Here is a 21,173-nt window from a genome sequence, read left to right on the forward strand (position 1 = left end):
AGTAAAACTTTAAAACACCACAGTTATGGCCATCAAACAGAGTCTAGAGGCTAATAAAAACTTCATTTTAGACAGCTTACCAACTCAAGAACTTAAAGACGACTTTCTTAAAAGCCTTGAAAATGCCCCGGAATCAGTAGAGGCGCCTAGCCTTGAACAACAGGTAAAGGAGGCAGAGGCTCCAGATTATATTACTGAAGAAATGTATGCTGGAATTAAGACTGAATTAGAAAACATGAAACCAGTTCCTAAAATGACCCCAGAAGAGGAAAAGGCGGCTATTGAGGAAGGACTCAAAAATCCTCCAAAATCAGATGCTAACAATGAAGAAGAATAAACTCAACTAAACCGGTAATATCAAAAGGTCACTTGTCTTAAGTGGCCTTTTCTTATGAATTCAATAATTTCAATAAAACTCCATTTGTCCATCCAAACCCATCTTGTACTGGGTATTCTCCGCCACCACTCAGTAAAGAGGTGTCTACTACGTTGTACTTCTCCATCAGCTTGCCAGTGTTTTTAAACACTTTGATGTTAAGAGATACCCAACGGTCTTTAATTTGATTAGCCAGACCATTTATGCCGTAGTTCCTTAAGCCCCAAATAGCCATCCATTGTAAAGGCGCCCATCCATTTGGAGCATCCCACTGTTGGCCAGATTGGTAGTTTGTAGTCAATAAACCACCTTCCATTAAAAGTTCGTTTTCTAAAACAAGAGCAGTTCGTTCGGCTTGAGCTTTAGAAGCAATACCTAAGGCAAGTGGGAAAGTTGCTGCGGCCGTAATGCTAGAAGCTTGTGCACCTAATTGGTGGTTGAAATCGAAGTAAAAGCCCGACCCTTCATTCCAGAAATACTTCTGGATGGCCTTGGCTCGGTTTTCGGCCAAACTTAAATACATGTTGGCTTCTTTTTCTTCACCTTTGATTCTATAGCCTTTAGCAATCATTTGCTCTAAATGATAAAGCAAAGAATTGAGGTCTACCTGAACCAAGTCTGTAGTTCGAATAGTCCCTAATTCATTGGGGACTTCAAACCAGCGAGAGCTGAAATCCCAGCCAGATTCGCAGGCTGCTCTAATGTTGAGAAGCGTTTGCTCTCCATCACTTCCTTTTTCACGAATTAAGTCTACATCGTCTTGGTACATTTCTGCCCTTGGACTATGCACATTGTCATAATAGCGGTTCAATATTTCACCACTCGAAAGAAGCACTGCTCGCTTGTGATGAGGTTTTTCTTTGGATAGACTTTCTGAGCCTTCCATCCAAAACTCATATTCATGGACCATGGAAGGTAGAAACTCCACAATGCTATCATCACCTTTTTGTTCGGCCAGAAGGGCAACCATCAAAGAGAAAAACGGAGGCTGAGACCTGCCTAAGTAGTAAGTACGGTTGCCGTTCGGTATAAAACCAAAGTTCTCAATCATATAAGAGAAATTCTTCACCATATCTTCTACCAACTGAATTCTCCTACTTTCAACCAGGCCAAGCATGGTAAAATAGCTATCCCAATAGTAGATTTCGTTGAACCGTCCTCCAGGAACCACATATGGGTGGGGCAGAGGGATAAGGGTAGAGAAAAACTCTTGCTCTTCTGGTTGTCTAGAAAGAATAGGCCAAAGCTTCTCAATATGATCTTCTACAGGTTTCGAAGTGTCGCTTTGATAGTTTACCTCTCTGGTTGGAGCAGGGTAAAAGTATGTTTCAAAGAACTTTTTTAGGTCGAAGTTCTTGTTGCTTTTTTGTTTCCGATAGGTTGTAAGAATTTCTTCTGGGCTTTCAATAGTTACAGCATCGGAAAGCTCTTTGCCATCGAGCCACAAGCCAGAAGCATGTAAGTCCGTAAACAGTTCTTGAAAGTCTTTCTCAGAAAAAATAAGTTTATTCATGGTAACTACTGGTTTTACTGCTCAATGCCCGTCATTTAAGAATGGCGGAAAAAGAATCTTTTATACAAACGAATAAAGACCAGCTTTGAGCAATTTTTTAATTAAAAATTTCTAGTCTGTAATAAATCTTCATTTGGTTGGTACTAATGGGTTGACTGATTGAAATGACAAACTCACAGCAACAACAAATTTTTGAAAGCTGGCTCCAAGAGCATAAGGGCATATTCTTTAAAATAGTTCGCTCTTATAGTGCCGTGCCTCAAGACCAAGAAGACTTGTTTCAGGAGATTGCTGTGAACGTATGGAAGTCGGTTCCAAATTTCAGGAACAACTGCGCAGTTTCTACCTGGATTTACAGAATTGCTTTAAATCGAGCGGTTAAGTGGAGCTTAAAAGTAAGAAAGCAACAAGAAAGAGAGTCAGACGAAGAAGCCATTAAGGTGCTTCAACCTGTAGAAGAAAAGCCAGATGAAAGATTGGCTTGGTTGTATGAGCAAATTCAAAAGCTCGATGAGGTTGATCGCTCTCTCTGTCTGCTCATGCTCGATGGCTTTAGCTATAAAGAAATGGCTTCGATTGTAGGTATTTCTGAAAGTTATGTGGGTGTGAAGATTAACAGAATCAAAAAACATCTCACCGAACAATCTAAAAAGATGTAGAACAATGGAATTCGATGAAATGAAAAAAATATGGGATACTCAGAGCAATGTAGCAATGTATGCTATAGATGAGGAAGCTCTTCATAACAGAGTAATTAGTAAAAGGAATAAAGCTGCTAGAAATGCGAGTAAGATGGAAGGTATATTGATTTTTAGTTTACTCTTTGCTAGTGGAATAATTTGGTCTGCAATGATTTTTAAGGCCAACTATGAACTTCCGTCTCTGGTCTTGTCGGGTATTATGTTAGTAGTGGCAGGTGCAATTTTTTTAGGGAGAAGAAAGAGAATGTCTTGGCAAAATGGATTCGAGAATACCATGCTAGGCGATATCGATCAGGCTATTGCCAACGCTAGCTATCAAGTAGCTTTGTCAAAATCGAGCCGATGGTTATACCTGACTGTGTCGGTTTTTGCCGTACTCAGCGTGTTCAATGAGGCCAGTGAATGGTGGAAAGGGTTATTAGTTACGCTCTTCTTTATTCTAGGCTATTTCGCTGCTCGTTGGGAGCATAAAACCTTCTACGTTTCTCAAAAACGTAGCCTCGAATCTGTGCGAAAAAAGCTCCTTCAGTTTCAGGAACAGGGCAATGTAGAAACAGGGCTATAAAGTTCAGGTAGTTATCTAAATCACATAAAATCAATGGGTTAATATTCAAAGTGAAAGCTTTGCCAGATCCCCTATGTCAAAAATCTAAATCAAAATATCATGTTGAAAACTCTAATAACAATCAAACTACTTATTCTTTTCTCAGTCCTTGTGTCGGCACAAGAGATTACTGGAGACTGGAAGGGAGTACTTAAAGCTGGTGAAACCGAAATAGGTTTCATTTTTACCATTCAGGAAAGTGAAAGTGGGCTAGAAGGGAGTATGGCTATTCCTGCTAGAAACCTCAGAAATATGAAAGCGGGTAAGACCACTTTTGCCAATGGAGAATTGTTGATTGATGGAAGTAATAATGGCTGGCAATATAAAGCCACTTATAATCCATCCAATCAAACTTTCGAAGGGCATTTTAAGGAAGGAGTGAATATGCTGCCTCTGAATCTTTCCAAAGGAGCTCTGCTTCCAGAAGTAAAGAAAAAGCGTCCGCAAGAACCAAAGTTGCCCTTGCCTTATTTGGCCGAAAAAGTAAAGTTCGAGAATAAAAAGGCGAAAATTAAGTTGGCCGGAACGCTCACCTTGCCCAAAGTTTCAAAGCCATCACCTGCAGTGATTCTCATTTCAGGAAGTGGTCCTCAAAATCGGGATGAAGAAATCTTTGGACATAGACCGTTTATGGTTTTGGCCGATTACCTGACCAGAAATGGAATAGCAGTACTGCGATACGATGACAGAGGAGTAAATGAGTCTGAAGGTAATTATGCTGAAGCTACAACAGCCGATTTTGCAACAGATGTATCGGCTGCGGTTGAGTTTTTGAAGTCTAGAAATGACATCGATAAAAGCAATATAGGTCTTGTTGGGCACAGTGAAGGTGGAATTATCGCGCCTATAGTGGCTGTAGAGCATCCTGAAGATATTGCATTTATTGTGTCTCTTGCAGGAACTGGAGTCTCTGGTTATGAAACCAATAGGTTGCAAGGTTTACATCAGGTTAGAAACCTTGTTCCGAACCTTGATCAATACAATGACTTTATAAAAGGTGCCCTAGATATTGCATCAAAAGAAGGTGATTTGGAAAGTATTAGAGAGGAGCTTTCTGAGTACTATTTGGCATCTACGTTCTTTAATCAGTCTGTTCCGCCAGATGCAGATAAAGCTGCGATATTGAAAAGTTTGGTTGAACAACGAACCACGGTTTGGGCTAGGTACTTCTATAATTATAATCCAGCCGATATGTTTTCGAAGGTGAAATGCCCTGTTTTGGCTCTTTTTGGAGAGAAGGATACTCAAGTATTTCCAGAGCCAAATAAGTCGGGTCTGGAGAAAGCACTAGAGAATGGCAAGACAGAAAGTTATGAAGTGCTGTTGCTAGAGGGGAAGAATCACCTATTTCAAGATGCGGAAACTGGTGAGATGAATGAATATAATTCAATTGAAGAAACTATGTCTCCACAAGTATTGAACTTGGTAAGTAAGTGGATTCAAGGACAGATCAAGTAAGTAGTGTTTGATCAAACAAACCGCTTCATGAGCAGATCTTTTTGAGATTCATCACCTAGTTTGAACGGGTGATCGGCAAAAACTTCGAAGCCATAGCTTTTATAAAAGGCTATGGCTTTTTCATTTTTCTCCCACACGCCTAACCACAAACACAGCAAGTTTCTTCTTTTTACTTCTGCTATGGAGAAGTCCATCAGCAACTTGCCTATTCCTTTGCCCTGAGCTTCTTGAGTGAGGTATATGCGTTCAATTTCTAGGGAGCTATCCAATACTTGGTCTGTTTGTGCAGTTTTGGTATTCAGCTTTAAGTATCCCAATATTTTGTCTTCTTCTTTAACAAAGTAAAAGAAGGATTCTGGGTTAGATAACTCACTTCTTAACTGATCTGTATTAAAGGCTTTTTCTAGGTAAGCCTTCATTTGGATTTCATTGTTTTGCTCGGTAAAAGTATCGCTAAAGGTATCTACAGATAGCTTTTTTAGCTCTTCTAATTCGTCTGTAGAAACCTTTTTTATCTGATAACTTCTTGATTGCATTGGTGTTAATAATAGTGGTGCTGATAGCTTGAGCCTGCAATTTCGAAATCTTTTTTCAGCCTATATAAAAGAGTCAGAAAAATCACGAATTTGGATATCATATTCGTTAAGCAATGGGATTTGTAACGCAGTTGTCAAACCATTAAATTCCGAAAGCATAACTTTTTATTTATGGAGCCAAATATTCGAAAGTTTAAGAAACTACTTGTTGCCAATAGAGGAGAAATAGCCATTCGTGTATTACGAGCGGCTTCTGAGATGAAGATCAGAACTGTGGCCATGTATACGTATGAAGACCGCTACTCTTTGCACCGTTACAAAGCCGATGAGGCTTATCAGATTGGTGAAGATGACGATCCGTTGAAGCCATATCTAGATATTCCTGAAATAATAGCACTGGCAAAGCGAGAAAACGTTGATGCTATACATCCGGGTTATGGATTCCTTTCGGAAAATGTAAACTTCGTTAGGGCTTGTAAAGAAGCAGGAATCACTTTTGTTGGCCCAGAGCCAGAAGTAATGCAGCGTTTGGGCGATAAAGTACAGGCCAAGATAGTCGCAAGAAATGCCCAGGTTCCTTTGATAGAAGATAGTAAGGTAGATCTTGCAGATAGCTCCATCGCTTTAGCAGAAGCCCAGAAAATCGGTTTCCCAGTAATGGTGAAAGCTGCTGCTGGTGGAGGGGGTAGAGGCATGCGCGTTGTCCGTTCCGAAGATCAATTGGAAAAGGCTTTCAATGAGGCTAAAGGCGAAGCTAAAAAGGCTTTTGGAGACGATACCATTTTTATTGAGAAGTTCATTGATAGTCCTAAGCACATTGAAGTGCAGATTATGGGCGATAATTACGGCAATCTGGTTCATCTGTATGAGCGAGATTGCTCTGTACAGCGAAGGTATCAGAAGGTGGTGGAAGTGGCTCCTTCCATTGGTCTGAAAGATGAAACAAGGGAGAAACTCTATAAGTATGCCCTGAGAATTACCAAAGAGGTAAATTACAACAATGTAGGTACGGTAGAGTTTTTGGTTGATGCAGAAGAGAATATCTACTTCATTGAAGTAAACCCTAGAGTTCAGGTAGAACACACCATTACAGAAGAAATTACGGGTATCGATATTGTTCGTTCTCAGATAGAAATAGCTCAAGGTTACCCGTTAGATCACCCAAGAATATTTATCAAGAGTCAGGAAGATGTTCAAATGAATGGGTTTGCCATTCAGTGTAGAATCACTACTGAAGATCCTGAAAACAACTTTAAGCCAGATTACGGAACCATCATTGCTTACCGCTCTCCAGGAGGATTCGGTATTCGATTAGATGCGGGTAACTGCTATGCCGGAGTTACCATTTCTCCCTTCTTCGACTCCATGTTGGTAAAAATCACTGCCACTGGCCGAACTTTGAAAGGCTCAGCTCAGCGCTTGCAACGTGCACTTTCAGAATTCAGAATTCGTGGAGTGGTCACTAACAAAGGGTTTTTGGAGAATGTGCTGAATCACGAGACATTCTATACAGGAAAGGCTACCGTGAAATTCATTGAAGACCACCCAGAGTTGTTCAAGATGCCTCGTTATATGAACAGGGCAACCAAAATTTTGAATTACCTGGGAGAGGTGGCTGTCAACGGAAACCCGAGCGTAAAAAAGATAGATCCTAGCGTTAAGCTTAGGACTCCTAAAGTGCCCGAATTCGATAGGCTTGGAGAATTCCCTGCTGGTACTAAACAGATTTTAGAGAAGGAAGGACCTGATGGTTTGGCCAAATGGGTTAAAGATCAGAAACAAATTTTACTGACCGATACCACTTGGAGAGATGCACACCAGTCGCTTTTGGCGACAAGAATGAGGTCGCTTGATATGCTCAAAGTGGCCGAAGGCTTTGCCAAGAATCATCCAAATGTCTTCTCTTGGGAAATGTGGGGAGGTGCTACTTTCGATGTAAGTATGCGTTTCCTGAATGAGAACCCGTGGGACAGACTGAAGAAGATGCGAGCGGCAGCTCCAAATACTCTAATGCAGATGCTTTTCAGAGGTTCAAACGGAGTGGGCTATAAGGCTTACCCTGATAACCTGATTGAGAGATTCATTGAGAAGTCTGCTGAAAATGGAATGGATGTCTTCAGAATCTTCGATTCCCTCAACTGGGTAGAAGCCATGAAGGTGAGCATCAGGACAGTTCGAGAAAGGACTAATTCTGTAGCAGAAGCTTGTATCTGCTATACTGGTGATGTGCTAGATAAAAACAGCAAATACAACCTTCAGTATTACATGGATATGGCCAAGGCCTTAGAAGATGAAGGAGCTCACATGCTTTGTATTAAAGATATGGCTGGTCTGTTGAAGCCACTCGCTGCTACAGAGCTAATTGGTGCGCTAAAAGATGCTACCGATCTGCCAATTCACTTACATACGCATGACACGTCTTCCATGCAAGCCACTACATACTTCAAGGCTATTGAGGCAGGGGTAGACATCGTTGATGTGGCGATTGCCTCAATGTCTGGACTGACAGCCCAACCGAATTTTAACTCGTTAGCGGCTGCTTTACAAGGTCATGAGCGCGATCCGAAAATTGATGTTCATAACTTGAATAAATACTCTACTTATTGGGAAGATGTCCGCGAGTACTACTATCCGTTTGAGAGTGGTTTGAAAGCAGGTACAGCGGAAGTCTATGATCATGAGATTCCTGGAGGTCAGTATTCCAACCTTAGACCTCAAGCAGCTGCTTTAGGCCTAGAACATAAGTTCGAGGAGGTGAAAAGAAATTATGCCTTGGTGAATCAAATGTTTGGAGAAATTGTGAAGGTAACGCCATCGAGTAAGGTGGTAGGTGATATGGCCATTTTTATGACTTCGAACAATCTGACACCTCAAGATATAATGGAGAGAGGGCATTCCCTTTCCTTTCCAGAGTCTGTAATTAGTTTGTTTAAGGGAGATTTAGGGCAGATGCCTGGCGGATTCCCTCAAGAACTTTCAAAAATTATTCTCAAGGATAAAAAGCCATATACTGAAAGACCAAATGCACATTTAGAGTCGGTAGATTTCGAAAAGGAATTTGAAGAGTTTCAAAAAGAATTCGATGTGTACTGCGATGAACTAGACTTTCTTTCTTACAAGCTGTACCCGAAAGTATTCAAGGATTTTTACAATAGCTGGTTGAAATATGGAGCTATTTGGCAACTACCAACCAAGGCATTCTTCTTTGCTCTGAAGCAGAATGAGGAGGTCTTTGTTGAAATTGGAAAGGGTAAGCACATCATTATAAAGATGCTCTATATAGCCGATGCTGATGAAAGTGGAATGCGCAAAGTCTACTTCGAGCTGAATGGACAAACCAGAGTCATTGATGTGCGCGACCAAAACCTGAAGTCTACCAAGCCAACCAACCGTAAAGTTGATGGAGAACATCAGGTAGGAGCACCACTTCAAGGCCGAATTGCTGAAGTGAAAGTAAAAGTAGGAGACAAGGTGAAAGAGAATCAAGCACTGTTTGTCATTGAAGCCATGAAAATGGAGACTACAGTTTCTTCGCCAGAGGCAGGCACGGTAAAGGCTGTCTACCTAAATGGTGGAGATATGGTTGAGCAAGATGATTTAGTAGTGGAGTTGGAAGGGTAGTATTGAGTCTGTTTTCCGCTGAGGAGATGTCTGCCCCGATACTTCGGGGGATAGAGGAGGATTTCTGAAAAATGATTTTAATACTGTCAGTCCTCAAAGGGCTGACAGTATTATTTTAAACCTCGTTTCTCGATTTCATTCATTAAGTCTTTGTGCTGTTGCGGCTTCTTCAAGAATTTATAAATCAGAAAGAGGGGAATTACACTGAGAAAGCCCAAAGCGTTTACAATAGCGCCATAAACCACTATGCCAATAAGAAAACCTATGAAAAAGGCATCTATTACAGGCGAGGGTTTATTCTGCTTAGCCAACTCTAGCAATTGCTCATCTGTTAGTTGAGAAAGTTCTTCAGGTTTCATTGTTTGGTTTCTTTCAGCTACTGCTAAGTTAAAACATCAATCCAACTCCTCATCTCTATCAATAATTTGTTTGCGTTTCTTTCGATCGGCTTTTCTCTTCAGGGCTTTTTGCTTCCCTGAGTAAGGGTTCTTATCTGAGTCAAAGTGAATATGGCTTTCGGCTAATGGTGACTTGGGGTGAACCATCAATCCATCATAAGGACAATGAGGTACGCCACAATTATGCTTGGAGTAGGTGCCGAAACTGCGATGGTCAAACCTTTTGTCTTTCAGTATTTGCTCCTGCCGTTGTTCTACCTCATTCCATAAATCCCATTCCTGACCTCTACTGAGTTCTTTGCCCAAATGACTTAGTTGAAACCAAGTGCTTGGGTCTTTGAGTACCAGAAAATCGAAGGTCTTTTGGAAGTGTTTGTTGGCTAATTCAAATACCTCGAACTTCTCGTCAAGATTCAAATTTTCATTTTCTAGAATAGACCTGTAAAGTCCAAGAGTATTGAAGTCAGTGTACTTCTTGTGCTCGGGTACAATTTCCAAATACTCTGTCTTAGAAAAAGTATTAAAAGTACGATTGATCTTCATTGGATAGATAGACTTAGAGAGTTTTTTGGAATCAATTTAAAGTTAAAAATAGTAATAGACTTATCAGCTTAGGTAGAGTAGATTACTCTACCTAGGTGATTCACCAATATAAGGTTTTCTATTTTGCACTTCGCTTCATGATCAATATCTTATCGATAAAATATTTTAAGCAAGAGCTACCTAGTAAATAAACAATTTGTAACTAGCGCGACTTTTTTAAAGGTTGGAAAATTCATCTAAAGACAAACTAAACGTACTTCTCATTTCAGAGGGAACTTACCCTTTTTATGGAGGAGGTATTTCCACTTGGAGTCACATGTTGTGTGAGCGAGTGTCTAATGTAGAGTGGACCTTGTATTCTATCAATGCTGGGTTTGAGCCCAAGCCAATCTTTGACTTAAGCCCATCGATTAAGGAAGTGATTCAGGTGCCTTTATGGGCGCCAGATGAGCCTCAAGACTACATGAGTTTTAGCCAAGACTACTATAAAGTAGTTAACAAGAAGGAACATACTACTCCTATGATTATTAAGGAGAGGTTTGTGCCCATCTTTGAAAGGTTCATTCAGGCCGTATATCATGGAACCCAAGATATGCGAATGCTAGACGTGGTTTTCTATGATATGTGGGAGTACTTTCAGAAGTTCGACTACAAAGAAACTATGCAAGATTATGCGGTTTGGGAGGCTTTTAAAAAAGAGGCTACTCAAGAAACCGAAGCGGACGGCTCTTTTACAGCTACACTGTTTGATATTACTGTTGGCCTGCGGTGGCTTTATCGTTTTCTAATCCCATTTTCTAATCCCATTTTCTATTCCAATTCCCAAGGCAGACCTTTGCCATATTACTCTTTCTGGCTTTCCGCTAATCCCAGCATTGGTTTTAAAGTACAGGTACGGAACACCGTTAATGATTACAGAACACGGTGTATATGTGCGTGAACGCTTATTATATATTAATAGATCTGATTACAGCTACTTTATCAAAGACTTTCTGATTAAACTAACAGAAAGCGTTACCAGACTCTCTTATTATAAGGCAGATAAAATACTTTCTGTCAATAAATTCAATATAACATGGGAGTTGATGTATGGAGCTACAGAAGATAAGATTGAGATAACCTACAATGGTGTAGATCATGAAAAGTTTGCCCCCAGAGAAAAACCAGATCACCTCAAGGCGATACCAACAGTTGTGGCTGCGGCCCGAATTTTCGAGCTTAAAGATGTACTCACTATGATTCGCTCCTGTGCCGTGGTTAGAGAGCAGATTCCTGATGTTCAGTACTTGGTTTATGGAGATAAGAATGCCGTGCCTGAATATACAAAGCAGTGTGAGGAACTTATTAAAGAGCTCAAGTTAGAGAATAACTTCTTTTTGAAAGGTTATCATAGCCAACCACACCTTATTTTTAGTGAGGGCGATATTTCCATATTAACCTCTATATCAGAAGGTTTCCCCTTCACCGTACTAGAGTCAATGAGTTGTGGAGTGCCAGTTGTAGCAACTGATGTTGGAGGTGTGGCAGAGGCCATAGATGAAGGCTCTGGCTTTGTTTGCAAGCCTAGAGACCCTAAGGCAATTGGAGAAAAAGTAGTAAAGCTCTTATCAGACATTGATCTTAGGAAGCGAATGAGTGAACATGGACGACAACGAGTGATTGACAATTTTACTCTAGATATTTTCATAGACTCTTATGAAAAAATATACGAAGGTGTTTATAAGGCCCATCAACGTAAATTGAAGGAGTTGTTGCAATGAACCAAACTCAGAAAATAGAGCAACTTGGTTACGATGTCTATGATAAAATAGGTAAGCCAGTGAATGAGAATGTGGTTCGAGCTATGCTGGAATCTATGAGTATTAGAACCATTGATGCCAAACAAGACTACGGGATAAACGATCTGCAAGACTTGGCAAAGTTGGTATACAATCAAATAACTTCGCCAAGTTTTCTGGAACAAAACCCGAGTGATTTACCAGTCAACGAGCAATTTAGATCAGACCTTACTTCGGCTTCAGACTACCTTAAAATCAAGACTAAATACTTTTTTTATTACTATCCATTAGGCCTTTTTCATGGTGTGCCGGTGTTTTTGCAAATAGCCACAATAATTGCTTTTGGATACTCCATGTGGACCTATACAGGCTTTAATCAACTGCAGTCTACTGCGGTAGTATTAGGGGTGATTTTTGGACTTATAGGAACGGGAGGCTTTGTTCAGGTAATAGGTAGGCAAGTATCTCACTACTGGTTTAGCAATGATTTTCAACAGGCTAAGCGAAGTACCATCATGGTAATAAGAGATGGACTGCTGTTTATGGGGGTATTGAGCTTATTGGCTTTGATACTCAACTTTTTTGCCAATTTCTATCCATATAAATTTCTTTGGCTAGTTTACGCTTATGCCTTTTCAATAGGCACTTTACTTTTGTTATCAGCAGTTTTTCACCCCTTGAAAGAACGCTGGGTTATTACGGTGGCCTTTATATTGGCTGCAAGTTTATCTCTTACTCTTCACCTCTATACCTCATTAGAAACTTATTATACTCATTGGATAGGTATTTGGACTGCTATAGGTCTGATGCTGGCTTATTTGGTGTGGTTTTTCAAAAAGAAGGTAAAGAGTATAAAAACGTTTAGTAGAGCCACCTCTAAAAGTGCGGCTATGGTTTACAGAAACTACCGTTACTTCTTTTATGGCTTGGTGTTCTTTGTTTTCATCTTCACAGATAGATTTTTAGCTTGGTCTACCGCTAATGATGGAGCCTTACCTTACATTCTATACTACGAAAAGAATTATGAGATAGGCATGGATATAGCCATTCTTATCTTCTTTCTACTAGTAGGTGTTTTGGAATTTAGCATTGCCTCATTCAGTACGTTTACGGATATATTACAGAAACAAGTGGCATACAATAAAGCCCACGTCTTTAATAGAAAGTCGCTCAACATGTATTGGGAGCATGTCTTGATTTTGCTAATTGTTGGAGTAGTTATGGTCTTTATCCTTTACCTCATTATTTGGGAAAGATTAGGTTACGAAAGGGCGTTTGATGAAGGACTCAACTACATCAGCGTGAAGGTGAGTATAATAGGAGGGTTAGGTTATATTTTAGTGGCTTGGGGTATGCTTAATTCACTATACCTTTTTACCTTAAATAAACCCGCCAAACCGTTAAATGCTATTCTAGTGGCATGGTTGGTAAATGTGTTTGTAGGTCTGATAGCCAGTCGTTTGATATCATACGAATATAGTGTTGTCGGTTTTGCTGTCGGTTCGGCAGTGTATATGATCATGACCTTGAGGAGTACTCTAAGGTTCTTTAAAAATCTTGATTATTTCTATTATGCAGCCTATTAAAAGAATTGCATCATTGCTGGCGTTATTTTCATTTACCAGCATCAATTGCCAAGAAACTATAGCGCAGGCTACTGTACTTGTTTGCTATGGAGATGTAAACCCAGATAAGATTCGGGGTTATAAATATGTAATACTGGAGTCTGAACATTATAATCCATTCGATGTAAAACTTCTACAAGAAAACAATGAACTGGTTTTAGGCTACATAAGCATGGGAGAGGTGAGCCCTAGTCGGTTTTATTTTGAGAGTATTAGAGAAAAGACAGTGGGTAAAAACCCTATTTGGGATAGCTATTACTTAGACCTAGAAGACTCAACTACTCAAGCGGCTATTGTTGGGTTTGTAGATAAAATAAAGGGAAAGGGGTTTGATGGTGTTTTTCTGGATACTGTTGATGTTTATGGCCCATGGGGCCCACAGGCCAAGCAAGAAGCAGCTTATGCCAAACTCATAAAGTTCATTAAAGAGAAATACCCTGATTTCCATTTAATGCAGAACGCGGGGCTGGAAATAGTGCCACGGGTAAAAAATGAGATAAATTCCATTGCCATTGAGTCGGTTATAACCAACTACAACTTCAATAGAGATCAATACAAAATGCGTAAATCTAGAGAGACTCAAGAAAAGGCTATTGAGTTAAGCACTATTAATGAGAGATACGGTTTGCCGATTATACTTATCGAGTATGCAGATAGTAGGTCTATGTTCAATAAGGTGAAGACACAGGCCATAAACCTTAAGTGGGACTATTTTATTGGAAATATTGGGTTGGAAAGCTTGCCAAAGTTTAAATGAATATACCCTATACCGATACCATTTTTCTCGGAATCATAAGAATGCTCTTATGGATTCTTTTCCTATACGTTCTGAAAAGGCTCTTTTTTAAAGGGAAACCATCTCAGAATCAGGTGAAGACCATGGGTAATCTCTGGGCATTTTACGGTAGTATAGTGCTTGTTGTTATTTATCTGTTGGTACAATTCAATAGCTATGACTTGCTCACAGTAATGGCTTTGATGTTCGTTTTTCTGGTCATGCGGCTAGTGGGTTTTGAAAACCTAAGATTTAAAGGAGAGTCTTGGGTAAGAAAGCGGAGAACTATTTTACTGAACGTTATAGAAAATGTAGAAGATAAAGATCCAATCATAGACGTGAGAAAATCTGAGGCGTCTAAAAGGTTCAGTGTTAAAACAGGGTTTTATGTGGCTACAGCTGCTTCTATTGTGGCAGTAGCAGCACGATTTTACCTAATGCAGTACGATAATTATCAACTTTCTACCGCTTGGTTTCAAGAGTTGAATATTCTAAAAGCTTTAGAAGATCAAGAATGGTTCGGAAGTAACTTGGTGCTTACAGGGCAATATGCCTTCATGAGTTTTTACGGTCTAATTACAGGTATTAGCACAGAAATGGCTTTAGAGTCTTTTGCCTTATTTCAGGTGTTTATTCTGTGTTTTGTCATTTTCTGGTTTATTGATGCTATGACCAACTCATTGGTTACCATTCCACTCTTAGGTACACTGGCTTTTGCACTGTTTTTTAATTTGGCTCCCACTAACATGGCTCAAATTACGCACAGCAAGTCCACTTTTATGGCCATGAGCTTTCTGTTGCCCGCTATAATTTTCATCAGGAAGCCTTGGAAGTTATATAAGGAAAGACCCAATGGCTACTTCTTTGGAATGGTCTGCATATTTGCTGCCATAGCGTTAATAGACCTTTATACACTGGTAATTCTTTTGCCTCCTTTCTTTTTGGTAAGCTTGCCTTTCACTCGAAAACGGTACATTAAATATTACTTTAAAGCACTTGGAGCATACGTTTTGAGTAGTTCACTGGTATTGCTGTCATACGCTTATTCGGCTTATGAGAAAGGTATTGATTACGGCCTTTTCATTAGGTCTAACTTATTGTCGGTTTCGGCTAGTACTACTACCGTAAATATGGCTCTAGATTATGATTCAACTGTTTTTGCCTTTCAGGTTTTAAGCCTTGTGGCCGTTATAGTTATGTTCTTTCTCTACAGAAACAATAGCAGAAAGTGGGTAAGCCCTATGGTATTTATCATTTACGTAAACGCATTAGTGCTTTGGGGGAAAACGGGTTTCATCTATTTCGATAATGACCTGCTCAACGAGATATCACCCATGCTTTTGGCTTGCTCCTTGAGCTTTGTCTTTTATATAGCCTATTATTTTTTGAACTCTAAAGTGATCAGGGTCGAGATCTCGGATGCAGTTTCTGCACCTCTTATATTCATCCTGTTTTTTGCTTTAGCTTATTTCACACAGCAGCCTCTTTTACAGCGAACACAAAAGCGAGGCACGCTAAGTAAGAATATTCTGGAAGCCTACGAGAAGGTGAAAGATAACTATATACCCTATGGATATGCGGTGGTTAATGCTAATAATTTAATACCTATTAGTCGTGGTTCTCATCACTTTATCTCTTACAACGATTTTGTAGAAAACTATCCAGAAAGGGATTCGGTCTACTTTCAGTATAAAGATGATAAAGACTTTTTGGTAAGAAATACAGAATACATTCTCCCCAATAGTCTATTGATTTTTATCTATGAAAATGTTTCTTCAGAGTTTGCAGCTAAAGTAAGAGTAAGTAAGGAAACTAATAAAAATGTACTGATTGAGATCGATAGGCTAAGAAAGAAGGGGAGAGAGGTAAGATTGTTTTATAAGAAAGATAATCTCAGGGTTTATGAAATAGTGAATAACCCAGGTGAAGCCAAAATTGATGAGTTATTATAATGGGTAGAAGTAAGTATAGCTCTTATATATTCTCTTGGTGTGTGTTGCTTCTTGTAACCATGAGTTTTTCATGCTCTTCGGACAATGGACAGAGCGAAGGGGCGGTAACTAAAGCTGCGCAAGATCCGCTCGTAATCTATTTAGTAGATGAGCAAATGGAGTTTAGCTTAAGTTATTCGGAGCACATGGCAAAAGTCTTCGATTACACTAAAATTCCTTATGAAATACAGACAGTTCAGGAGTTTAATAGCTATCCATACTACGAGTCGGCATTAAGGGTAATTTATGTCAATAACACAGAACCACTTAACGCTAAAGCCAAAGATGCCCTTTTAGAGTTTGTTGCCGAAGGAGGAACTCTAGTCTTTCCTAGTGTAAATGAAGATCAAGAAGCAGGGTTTTTGTCAGGCATTAAACCAGATGCTTTTTATATCTACGATAGTGAGGCTACAGGTATAACCTTTAAGGCTAATATTTTGCCAGGAGTAAAAGGGAAATCTATTTACCCACTAAAAACTAACCTGAGTTTTAAGGGAGACAATTTTAAAGAAGATGTAATTGTTTTGGCTACTTCTACATCTGACCCCTCGCACCCTGTAATACTTGAAAATAAAATTGGCAACGGACAAGTAATACACTTTAATACTAGTATTCTTTTTGAGAAGCCAGATAGAGGGCTGCTTTATGCGGCAGCTCTGAAAGGGCTGCAAGGAGTGCCTTACCCCATAGTAAACGCTAGTACCATAATGATAGATGATTTTCCTAATCCAGTGTATGATGTTGAGCCTGAGCCCATAAAATCTGAATTAGGAATAACACAAGCCCAATATGTGATGGATGTGTGGTGGCCTGATATGCTTAAAGTAGCTGAGAAGTTCGATATTGATTATTCCGTATACCCTTGTTTCAATTATGACAGAATAAAGGAGCCTCCATTTGTATTTACAGAGTGGGATAGACACCGCTCAAAAAGAGCTCAAAAAGAGGTGATTAGTTCGAATTGGTTAATGGAACAGGTTCTTGAAAACCAATTCGAAATGGCATTTCATGGCTATAATCATGAATCTCTAATTGATAGTATATGGGGTGGTAAAGAATATATGGAAAGCGCACTTATTGCCGCTAGAAAGAAGTGGAAGGTCAATCGTTTTGGGCCGTTTCCTAAAACTTATGTGCCACCATCTAATGATATTGATAGTATTGGCCTAGTGGCTTTGGCCAATGCTATGCCCGAGATGGAGTTTATGTGTTCTATTTACGAGGGTGAGCTGGCTGAAGGTGGGGGGCGAGAATATGATGTAGACCCGTTTGAACCTAGGCTTTTCGATTTCCCTAGAGTGAGCAGTGGTTATACTTTCAACGATTTTAAAATCTACAATCAAGAATCTCTTTATCTGTTCACAGGTATCTGGAGTCATTTTATTCACCCGGACGATGTATATCAATTGCCAGTTGCGAGTAATACTTCTGCAGGAGATTATGGATATAGAAATGCTCAAAGATTAAATTGGTATAAACCTAATAATGGTAAAAAAGGGATGTTCCATCAGTGGAATGATTACCTACAGTTTGTAGTAGAAACACATCCTTCGACTAGATTTTTAGATGTTTATACTGGGGCCACAATTACCAAAGATTGGCGCCAGAGTGACTATGAGTATGAAGAGAATGGAAGTGTCTTTAATGTAAAAAAGAGCAGTAAGAACCAGTGGAGACATAGAGACTATTTCTGGAATATGTATGTGGAAAAAAATAATGAAACCAAACTTATTCAAGAATTGGAAATGCTTGAGGTTAATTATTCTAGAACCGCATTTTTTGGTGGCTTCTTATACACCATTGAAACACCTAATCCGGAGTTCATCTTCTCCAAAGATCCAGAATTTCAAGGTGGTTCAGAATATTCTCTAGACGAGGTTTATAGCCAAGTGAAGAAGCAACTAGATCAATATGCTATTGATAGGGCAGCCGCATCTAGTGGCGATTTATATGTAGAAACTTACGAGCCAGAGCAGCCAGAAGTGGTGGAAGACTCGGTAGCATGGTTGGTAGAAAACGAAAACCTGAAGGGTGCTACTGATATGCTTTATGAAAGACTTGATAAGCTTGATCAGATGGATACAGCAATATTTAATGACTATACCTTATACCTTGCCTATCAGGAAAGGGCAAACGAAGTTTGGTCATTTTTCGAAGAGGTTTATTCGGAGAAGTCTAAGCAACTGGCCCTAGATTATGTCAATCACTATCTCATTGAAGAGTACTATCCAAATGAAGAGCTGAACAGACTTTGGTTAGGCCGAATGATTGAAAATGATATGGCTAACACTGATTTAGTAAGGCAGTATATCAGCCAGTTTTACTCTACCGAGTATCAGGCAGAGCTAAGGAGAGTTATTCAAAGACATTATGAAGCAACTGGTTCGGCAGAAGCCTATGCAATGTTTATAAGGTATTTGCTAGACTTTGAGGTTGATGAGGTAACGGTAGAATTAAAAAACAAAGCTCCTTCGAGCTATCCTTTATTGTACCCAATGGCCACTGGTATCACTTATGCATTTTCAGATTCAGGAATGATTCAGGAGGCATTAACATGGGCAGATTATAGCTCAGAAATCGATATGAAAACCAAGCTTCAGTGGTGGGTAGATCTGGAAGCTTACAACAAAATGGAATCTGTCTACCTGGAATATATCAAGAACAATCCGTTGGATTATGAGGTAATGGCCTTTGTGAGCAAAGCCTGGTACGACATTGGAGAATATGAGAGGGGTTCGTTGATTGCGAAAAGACTACCAGAAGCTGATACTTCAAAAGTGAACTTTAAGAAGCAGTTCAATACCGATGCCAGATACTTTGAGCCAGATGTTCAGAAATTCCTGATGGTTAAAACACCATCGGTTTATTATCCCGATACGCTCAGTGCCTTACAAAAGGAGATGAGGTATAATGAGAACAATTCTATCCAATACAATACGGACTATGTAGTCGATAATTTTAAGCAGTCGGTTTGGAATAATTCCGTTACATATAATCTCAAGACAAAGAATTTCAATCAGCATAGTCTGTCGGTCACTTACAGTGATATCTCTGATTTAGTGTTGAATAATTTCGATGCGAATAATGTCTCTCATAGCCTTTATGGTTTAAGGTATCGCTACCAAACTAGAGGAAACACTGAGAAACCGATTTTCTATGCTCTAGGTGGCCTTGAGCAGGACGACCTGTCCACTACCTTTTTTACAATTGGAGCAGGGATTTCTAAGTCAAATCAGAAGAATTTTAAGTCTTTAGGTTATACTTTTAGCCCTGTTAAAACAGGCCCTGCAATCAGTAGAGAAGTTTATTGGGGCGAGTTAGTTGGCTACTACGAGAGTGGTTATGGAAAAACTTTCCAGACATCTTTCTCTCCGGTGCTGACTCATTACACAACTGGGGCTGTTGAAGGAGCATTAACAGGTCGCTTTTTCTTCAATACAAAGAAGGGAACGGGCTCAAGATTTTCTCCTTATGCTGAAGCCTTCGTTTCGGGCGCCAATGAAAACCAAGAAGATGGGAATCCATACTGGATCATCGATAGCCGATTCTATGGTGGTGGTGGTCTTGCTTGGACCTATGGTCAAGTTCAATCACGTAAACTATATGTTCGCTTAGAAGCCGGTGCGTTCTATGATTCTTATACTGATAATTTCATCCGTTTTACGGGGAACTTTGCCTTTCCAATCAAGGAATTCACCTACGTAACAGGTCAGTTCGAATACTTTAATCAGGCACTTTATTACTCTAATGGCTTCCAATTTGGAATCAAACACTTTTTCCGAAGAAGAAAGGAGTATGGCTACAAGCCACGGGAATACGAAGAGTGGTATGAAGAGTAGTTAGAATAGTGCAAGAGAGAAAGTCTGTAAAAGGATTAATGCTCTCAAGGGTTACTATCAGAAAGGGAGAGCCGCAACTTTTATAATAAATCTTATTGAATCAGTTTCCTTGGAGCTTGCTTGTATCGGAAATGCATCGTCTAATGTCCTCCTTGGCGAAGGTGGATTAAGAGAAATTCCTTAGCCCTTTGTAGGCTTCCAGGTATTTTTTAGGCAAGAGTTTGATAGCCTCATTTTGTTTATTGCTTCCGTCATCCATGTCAATATGCTCTAGGAAGGATACATAAAAGGCATTGTCAGTTTCAGAGTCAACTTTGTCAATAACTGCATCAAAGAATTGGAATATTCTGGATACTTCATCAAACCTGCTCTTCTGAATGCATTGGTTGGTATAGTCTGCCAAAACCCCAACCTGAAGATGAATTAAGCCTTCATAAATTTCATCTAAAATATCCTCCTTAGTGGGTGGAAATTCCTTGATGATTAGCTCAATGAGTTCTTCCTTGGAAAGTTGTGGTTTGACTATAATGAAGTTCATTTGGAATGGAGCTATTGATATGCTTGATACAACAGATAGTTCTCTTCATCGAAACACACGAAGAGAACTTCTTCGATAATCTCTGATTGATATTCCTCAACTGTCTTTAGAGCTATTCTTGCAGCTTGTTCCTTCGGGTAGCCATAGATTCCTGTACTGATATTTGGGAAAGCTATTGACTTCAACCCATTTTGTTCAGCAAGCTGCAAAGAGTTGATGTAACAATTTTTAAGCTTCTCTGCTTCATTCGAATTCCCTCCATTCCATCTAGGGCCTACGGTATGGATTACCTTGTTGGCTTTCATATTTCCAGCAGTGGTTATAACTGCCTCACCCACGTTGCAACCACCCTGACGGTTTCGAATGGCAATGCATTCCTCTAAAATTGCTTTTCCTCCGGCTTTATGTATTGCCCCATCAACGCCACCACCTCCGAGCAAGGAAGTATTAGCGGCATTGACTATTGCTTCTATTTCGACTTGGGTTATATCTCCTTTTATGATTTTAATTTTCATTTGAGTTACTCTATTACTGATGTGCCCAACCTCAAAAGTATGATTAGATGCTCATTTTGTTCAAGTTTCAACGCCTTCGTTACATAAGTATTATGCCCGAGATATCGAAAAGTAAGTATATACTTTCCCGGAGCTAAATCTATTGAAAACTCGCCTTTGTCATTTGTGGGAGTAGCGGATGACTTATCATAAAAAATAATCGCTTCCTCTAAAAATGTACTATCTGTTCTTGAATAGACAAGTCCGCTGATTTTGGATTTTCCATTAAGTCCCTTATCGTAAAAGGAGGTTTGTTCCATCTTAGTTCTAATATCATATCCTGATCTTTGGTACCTTGTTGGAGAGCAACCAATAAATGTAAG

The 21,173-nt window shown here is 39.6% G+C and carries 18 protein-coding genes; 11 read left to right on the forward strand and 7 right to left on the reverse strand.

All coding sequences use genetic code 11. The annotated features are described in order from the left end of the window. The first annotated feature begins 25 nt into the window (after nt 1-25). On the forward strand, nt 26-337 hold the full coding sequence (locus AWW68_RS09760) for a hypothetical protein (protein ID WP_068220107.1): 312 nt from the start codon (nt 26-28) through the stop codon (nt 335-337). 52 nt (nt 338-389) lie between these two features. Here AWW68_RS09760 and treF read toward each other — a convergent pair whose 3' ends face one another. Beyond that, a complete protein-coding gene (gene treF, locus AWW68_RS09765) occupies nt 390-1,889 on the reverse strand; it encodes an alpha,alpha-trehalase TreF (protein WP_068220110.1) in 1,500 nt (499 codons plus the stop codon). A 164-nt stretch (nt 1,890-2,053) separates the two neighbouring features. On the opposite strand from treF, the gene AWW68_RS09770 reads away from it, so the two are divergent. The 3 genes from AWW68_RS09770 to AWW68_RS09780 all read left to right on the forward strand — a co-directional run bounded on the left by AWW68_RS09770 (nt 2,054) and on the right by AWW68_RS09780 (nt 4,652). Beyond that, nucleotides 2,054-2,548: an RNA polymerase sigma factor gene (locus AWW68_RS09770; protein ID WP_068220113.1), complete on the forward strand. Its 495-nt coding sequence runs from the start codon at nt 2,054-2,056 to the stop codon at nt 2,546-2,548. Between the two features lie 19 nt (nt 2,549-2,567). Next, nucleotides 2,568-3,155, forward strand: a complete 588-nt coding sequence (locus AWW68_RS09775; RefSeq protein ID WP_157717599.1) for a hypothetical protein — start codon at nt 2,568-2,570, stop codon at nt 3,153-3,155. A 99-nt stretch (nt 3,156-3,254) separates the two neighbouring features. Then, nucleotides 3,255-4,652, forward strand: a complete 1,398-nt coding sequence (locus AWW68_RS09780; protein ID WP_084375643.1) for an alpha/beta hydrolase family protein — start codon at nt 3,255-3,257, stop codon at nt 4,650-4,652. A gap of 11 nt (nt 4,653-4,663) precedes the next feature. Here AWW68_RS09780 and AWW68_RS09785 read toward each other — a convergent pair whose 3' ends face one another. Further along, nucleotides 4,664-5,188, reverse strand: a complete 525-nt coding sequence (locus AWW68_RS09785; protein ID WP_068220123.1) for a GNAT family N-acetyltransferase — start codon at nt 5,186-5,188, stop codon at nt 4,664-4,666. A 171-nt stretch (nt 5,189-5,359) separates the two neighbouring features. Here AWW68_RS09785 and AWW68_RS09790 point away from each other — a divergent pair, with 171 nt between their 5' ends. Then, entirely contained in the window at nt 5,360-8,809 is a 3,450-nt protein-coding gene (locus AWW68_RS09790; RefSeq protein ID WP_068220126.1) for a pyruvate carboxylase, read from the forward strand. A gap of 110 nt (nt 8,810-8,919) precedes the next feature. Here AWW68_RS09790 and AWW68_RS09795 read toward each other — a convergent pair whose 3' ends face one another. Further along, on the reverse strand, nt 8,920-9,168 hold the full coding sequence (locus tag AWW68_RS09795) for a hypothetical protein (RefSeq protein WP_068220131.1): 249 nt from the start codon (nt 9,166-9,168) through the stop codon (nt 8,920-8,922). A gap of 36 nt (nt 9,169-9,204) precedes the next feature. Further along, nucleotides 9,205-9,750, reverse strand: a complete 546-nt coding sequence (locus tag AWW68_RS09800; RefSeq protein ID WP_068220134.1) for a hypothetical protein — start codon at nt 9,748-9,750, stop codon at nt 9,205-9,207. A gap of 223 nt (nt 9,751-9,973) precedes the next feature. On the opposite strand from AWW68_RS09800, the gene AWW68_RS20360 reads away from it, so the two are divergent. Genes AWW68_RS20360 through AWW68_RS09825 form a run of 6 tightly spaced genes read left to right on the forward strand, consistent with a single transcriptional unit; the run spans nt 9,974 to nt 19,758 of the window. Beyond that, on the forward strand, nt 9,974-10,690 hold the full coding sequence (locus AWW68_RS20360) for a DUF3492 domain-containing protein (RefSeq protein WP_221405987.1): 717 nt from the start codon (nt 9,974-9,976) through the stop codon (nt 10,688-10,690). Continuing rightward, nucleotides 10,617-11,510, forward strand: a complete 894-nt coding sequence (gene pelF / locus AWW68_RS20365; RefSeq protein WP_337957269.1) for a GT4 family glycosyltransferase PelF — start codon at nt 10,617-10,619, stop codon at nt 11,508-11,510. The genes AWW68_RS20360 and pelF overlap by 74 nt, the downstream gene beginning before the upstream one ends. Continuing rightward, a complete protein-coding gene (locus AWW68_RS09810; protein ID WP_068220137.1) occupies nt 11,507-13,114 on the forward strand; it encodes an exopolysaccharide Pel transporter PelG in 1,608 nt (535 codons plus the stop codon). Before pelF ends, AWW68_RS09810 begins: the two co-directional genes overlap by 4 nt. Continuing rightward, nucleotides 13,101-13,910, forward strand: coding sequence for an endo alpha-1,4 polygalactosaminidase (locus tag AWW68_RS09815; protein ID WP_068220140.1), 810 nt, complete (start codon nt 13,101-13,103; stop codon nt 13,908-13,910). Before AWW68_RS09810 ends, AWW68_RS09815 begins: the two co-directional genes overlap by 14 nt. After that, nucleotides 13,907-15,880, forward strand: a complete 1,974-nt coding sequence (locus tag AWW68_RS09820) for a hypothetical protein (RefSeq protein ID WP_068220143.1) — start codon at nt 13,907-13,909, stop codon at nt 15,878-15,880. The genes AWW68_RS09815 and AWW68_RS09820 overlap by 4 nt, the downstream gene beginning before the upstream one ends. A 59-nt stretch (nt 15,881-15,939) precedes the next feature. Continuing rightward, nucleotides 15,940-19,758, forward strand: a complete 3,819-nt coding sequence (locus tag AWW68_RS09825; protein WP_185101245.1) for a DUF2194 domain-containing protein — start codon at nt 15,940-15,942, stop codon at nt 19,756-19,758. Nucleotides 19,759-19,924: 166 nt separating this feature from the next. On the opposite strand, the gene AWW68_RS09830 is transcribed toward AWW68_RS09825, so the two are convergent. From AWW68_RS09830 to AWW68_RS09840, 3 genes are read right to left on the reverse strand one after another with little or no spacing between them, the layout of a single operon-like run. Then, nucleotides 19,925-20,296, reverse strand: coding sequence for a DUF7674 family protein (locus AWW68_RS09830; RefSeq protein WP_068220150.1), 372 nt, complete (start codon nt 20,294-20,296; stop codon nt 19,925-19,927). An 11-nt stretch (nt 20,297-20,307) separates the two neighbouring features. After that, nucleotides 20,308-20,811: an O-acetyl-ADP-ribose deacetylase gene (locus AWW68_RS09835; RefSeq protein WP_068220153.1), complete on the reverse strand. Its 504-nt coding sequence runs from the start codon at nt 20,809-20,811 to the stop codon at nt 20,308-20,310. Nucleotides 20,812-20,816: 5 nt separating this feature from the next. Continuing rightward, nucleotides 20,817-21,110, reverse strand: a complete 294-nt coding sequence (locus AWW68_RS09840; RefSeq protein WP_157717600.1) for a carboxypeptidase-like regulatory domain-containing protein — start codon at nt 21,108-21,110, stop codon at nt 20,817-20,819. Nucleotides 21,111-21,173 lie beyond the last annotated feature (63 nt).

It is taken from the genome of Roseivirga spongicola (genome assembly GCF_001592965.1).
GTDB classification, from domain to species: domain Bacteria; phylum Bacteroidota; class Bacteroidia; order Cytophagales; family Cyclobacteriaceae; genus Roseivirga; species Roseivirga spongicola.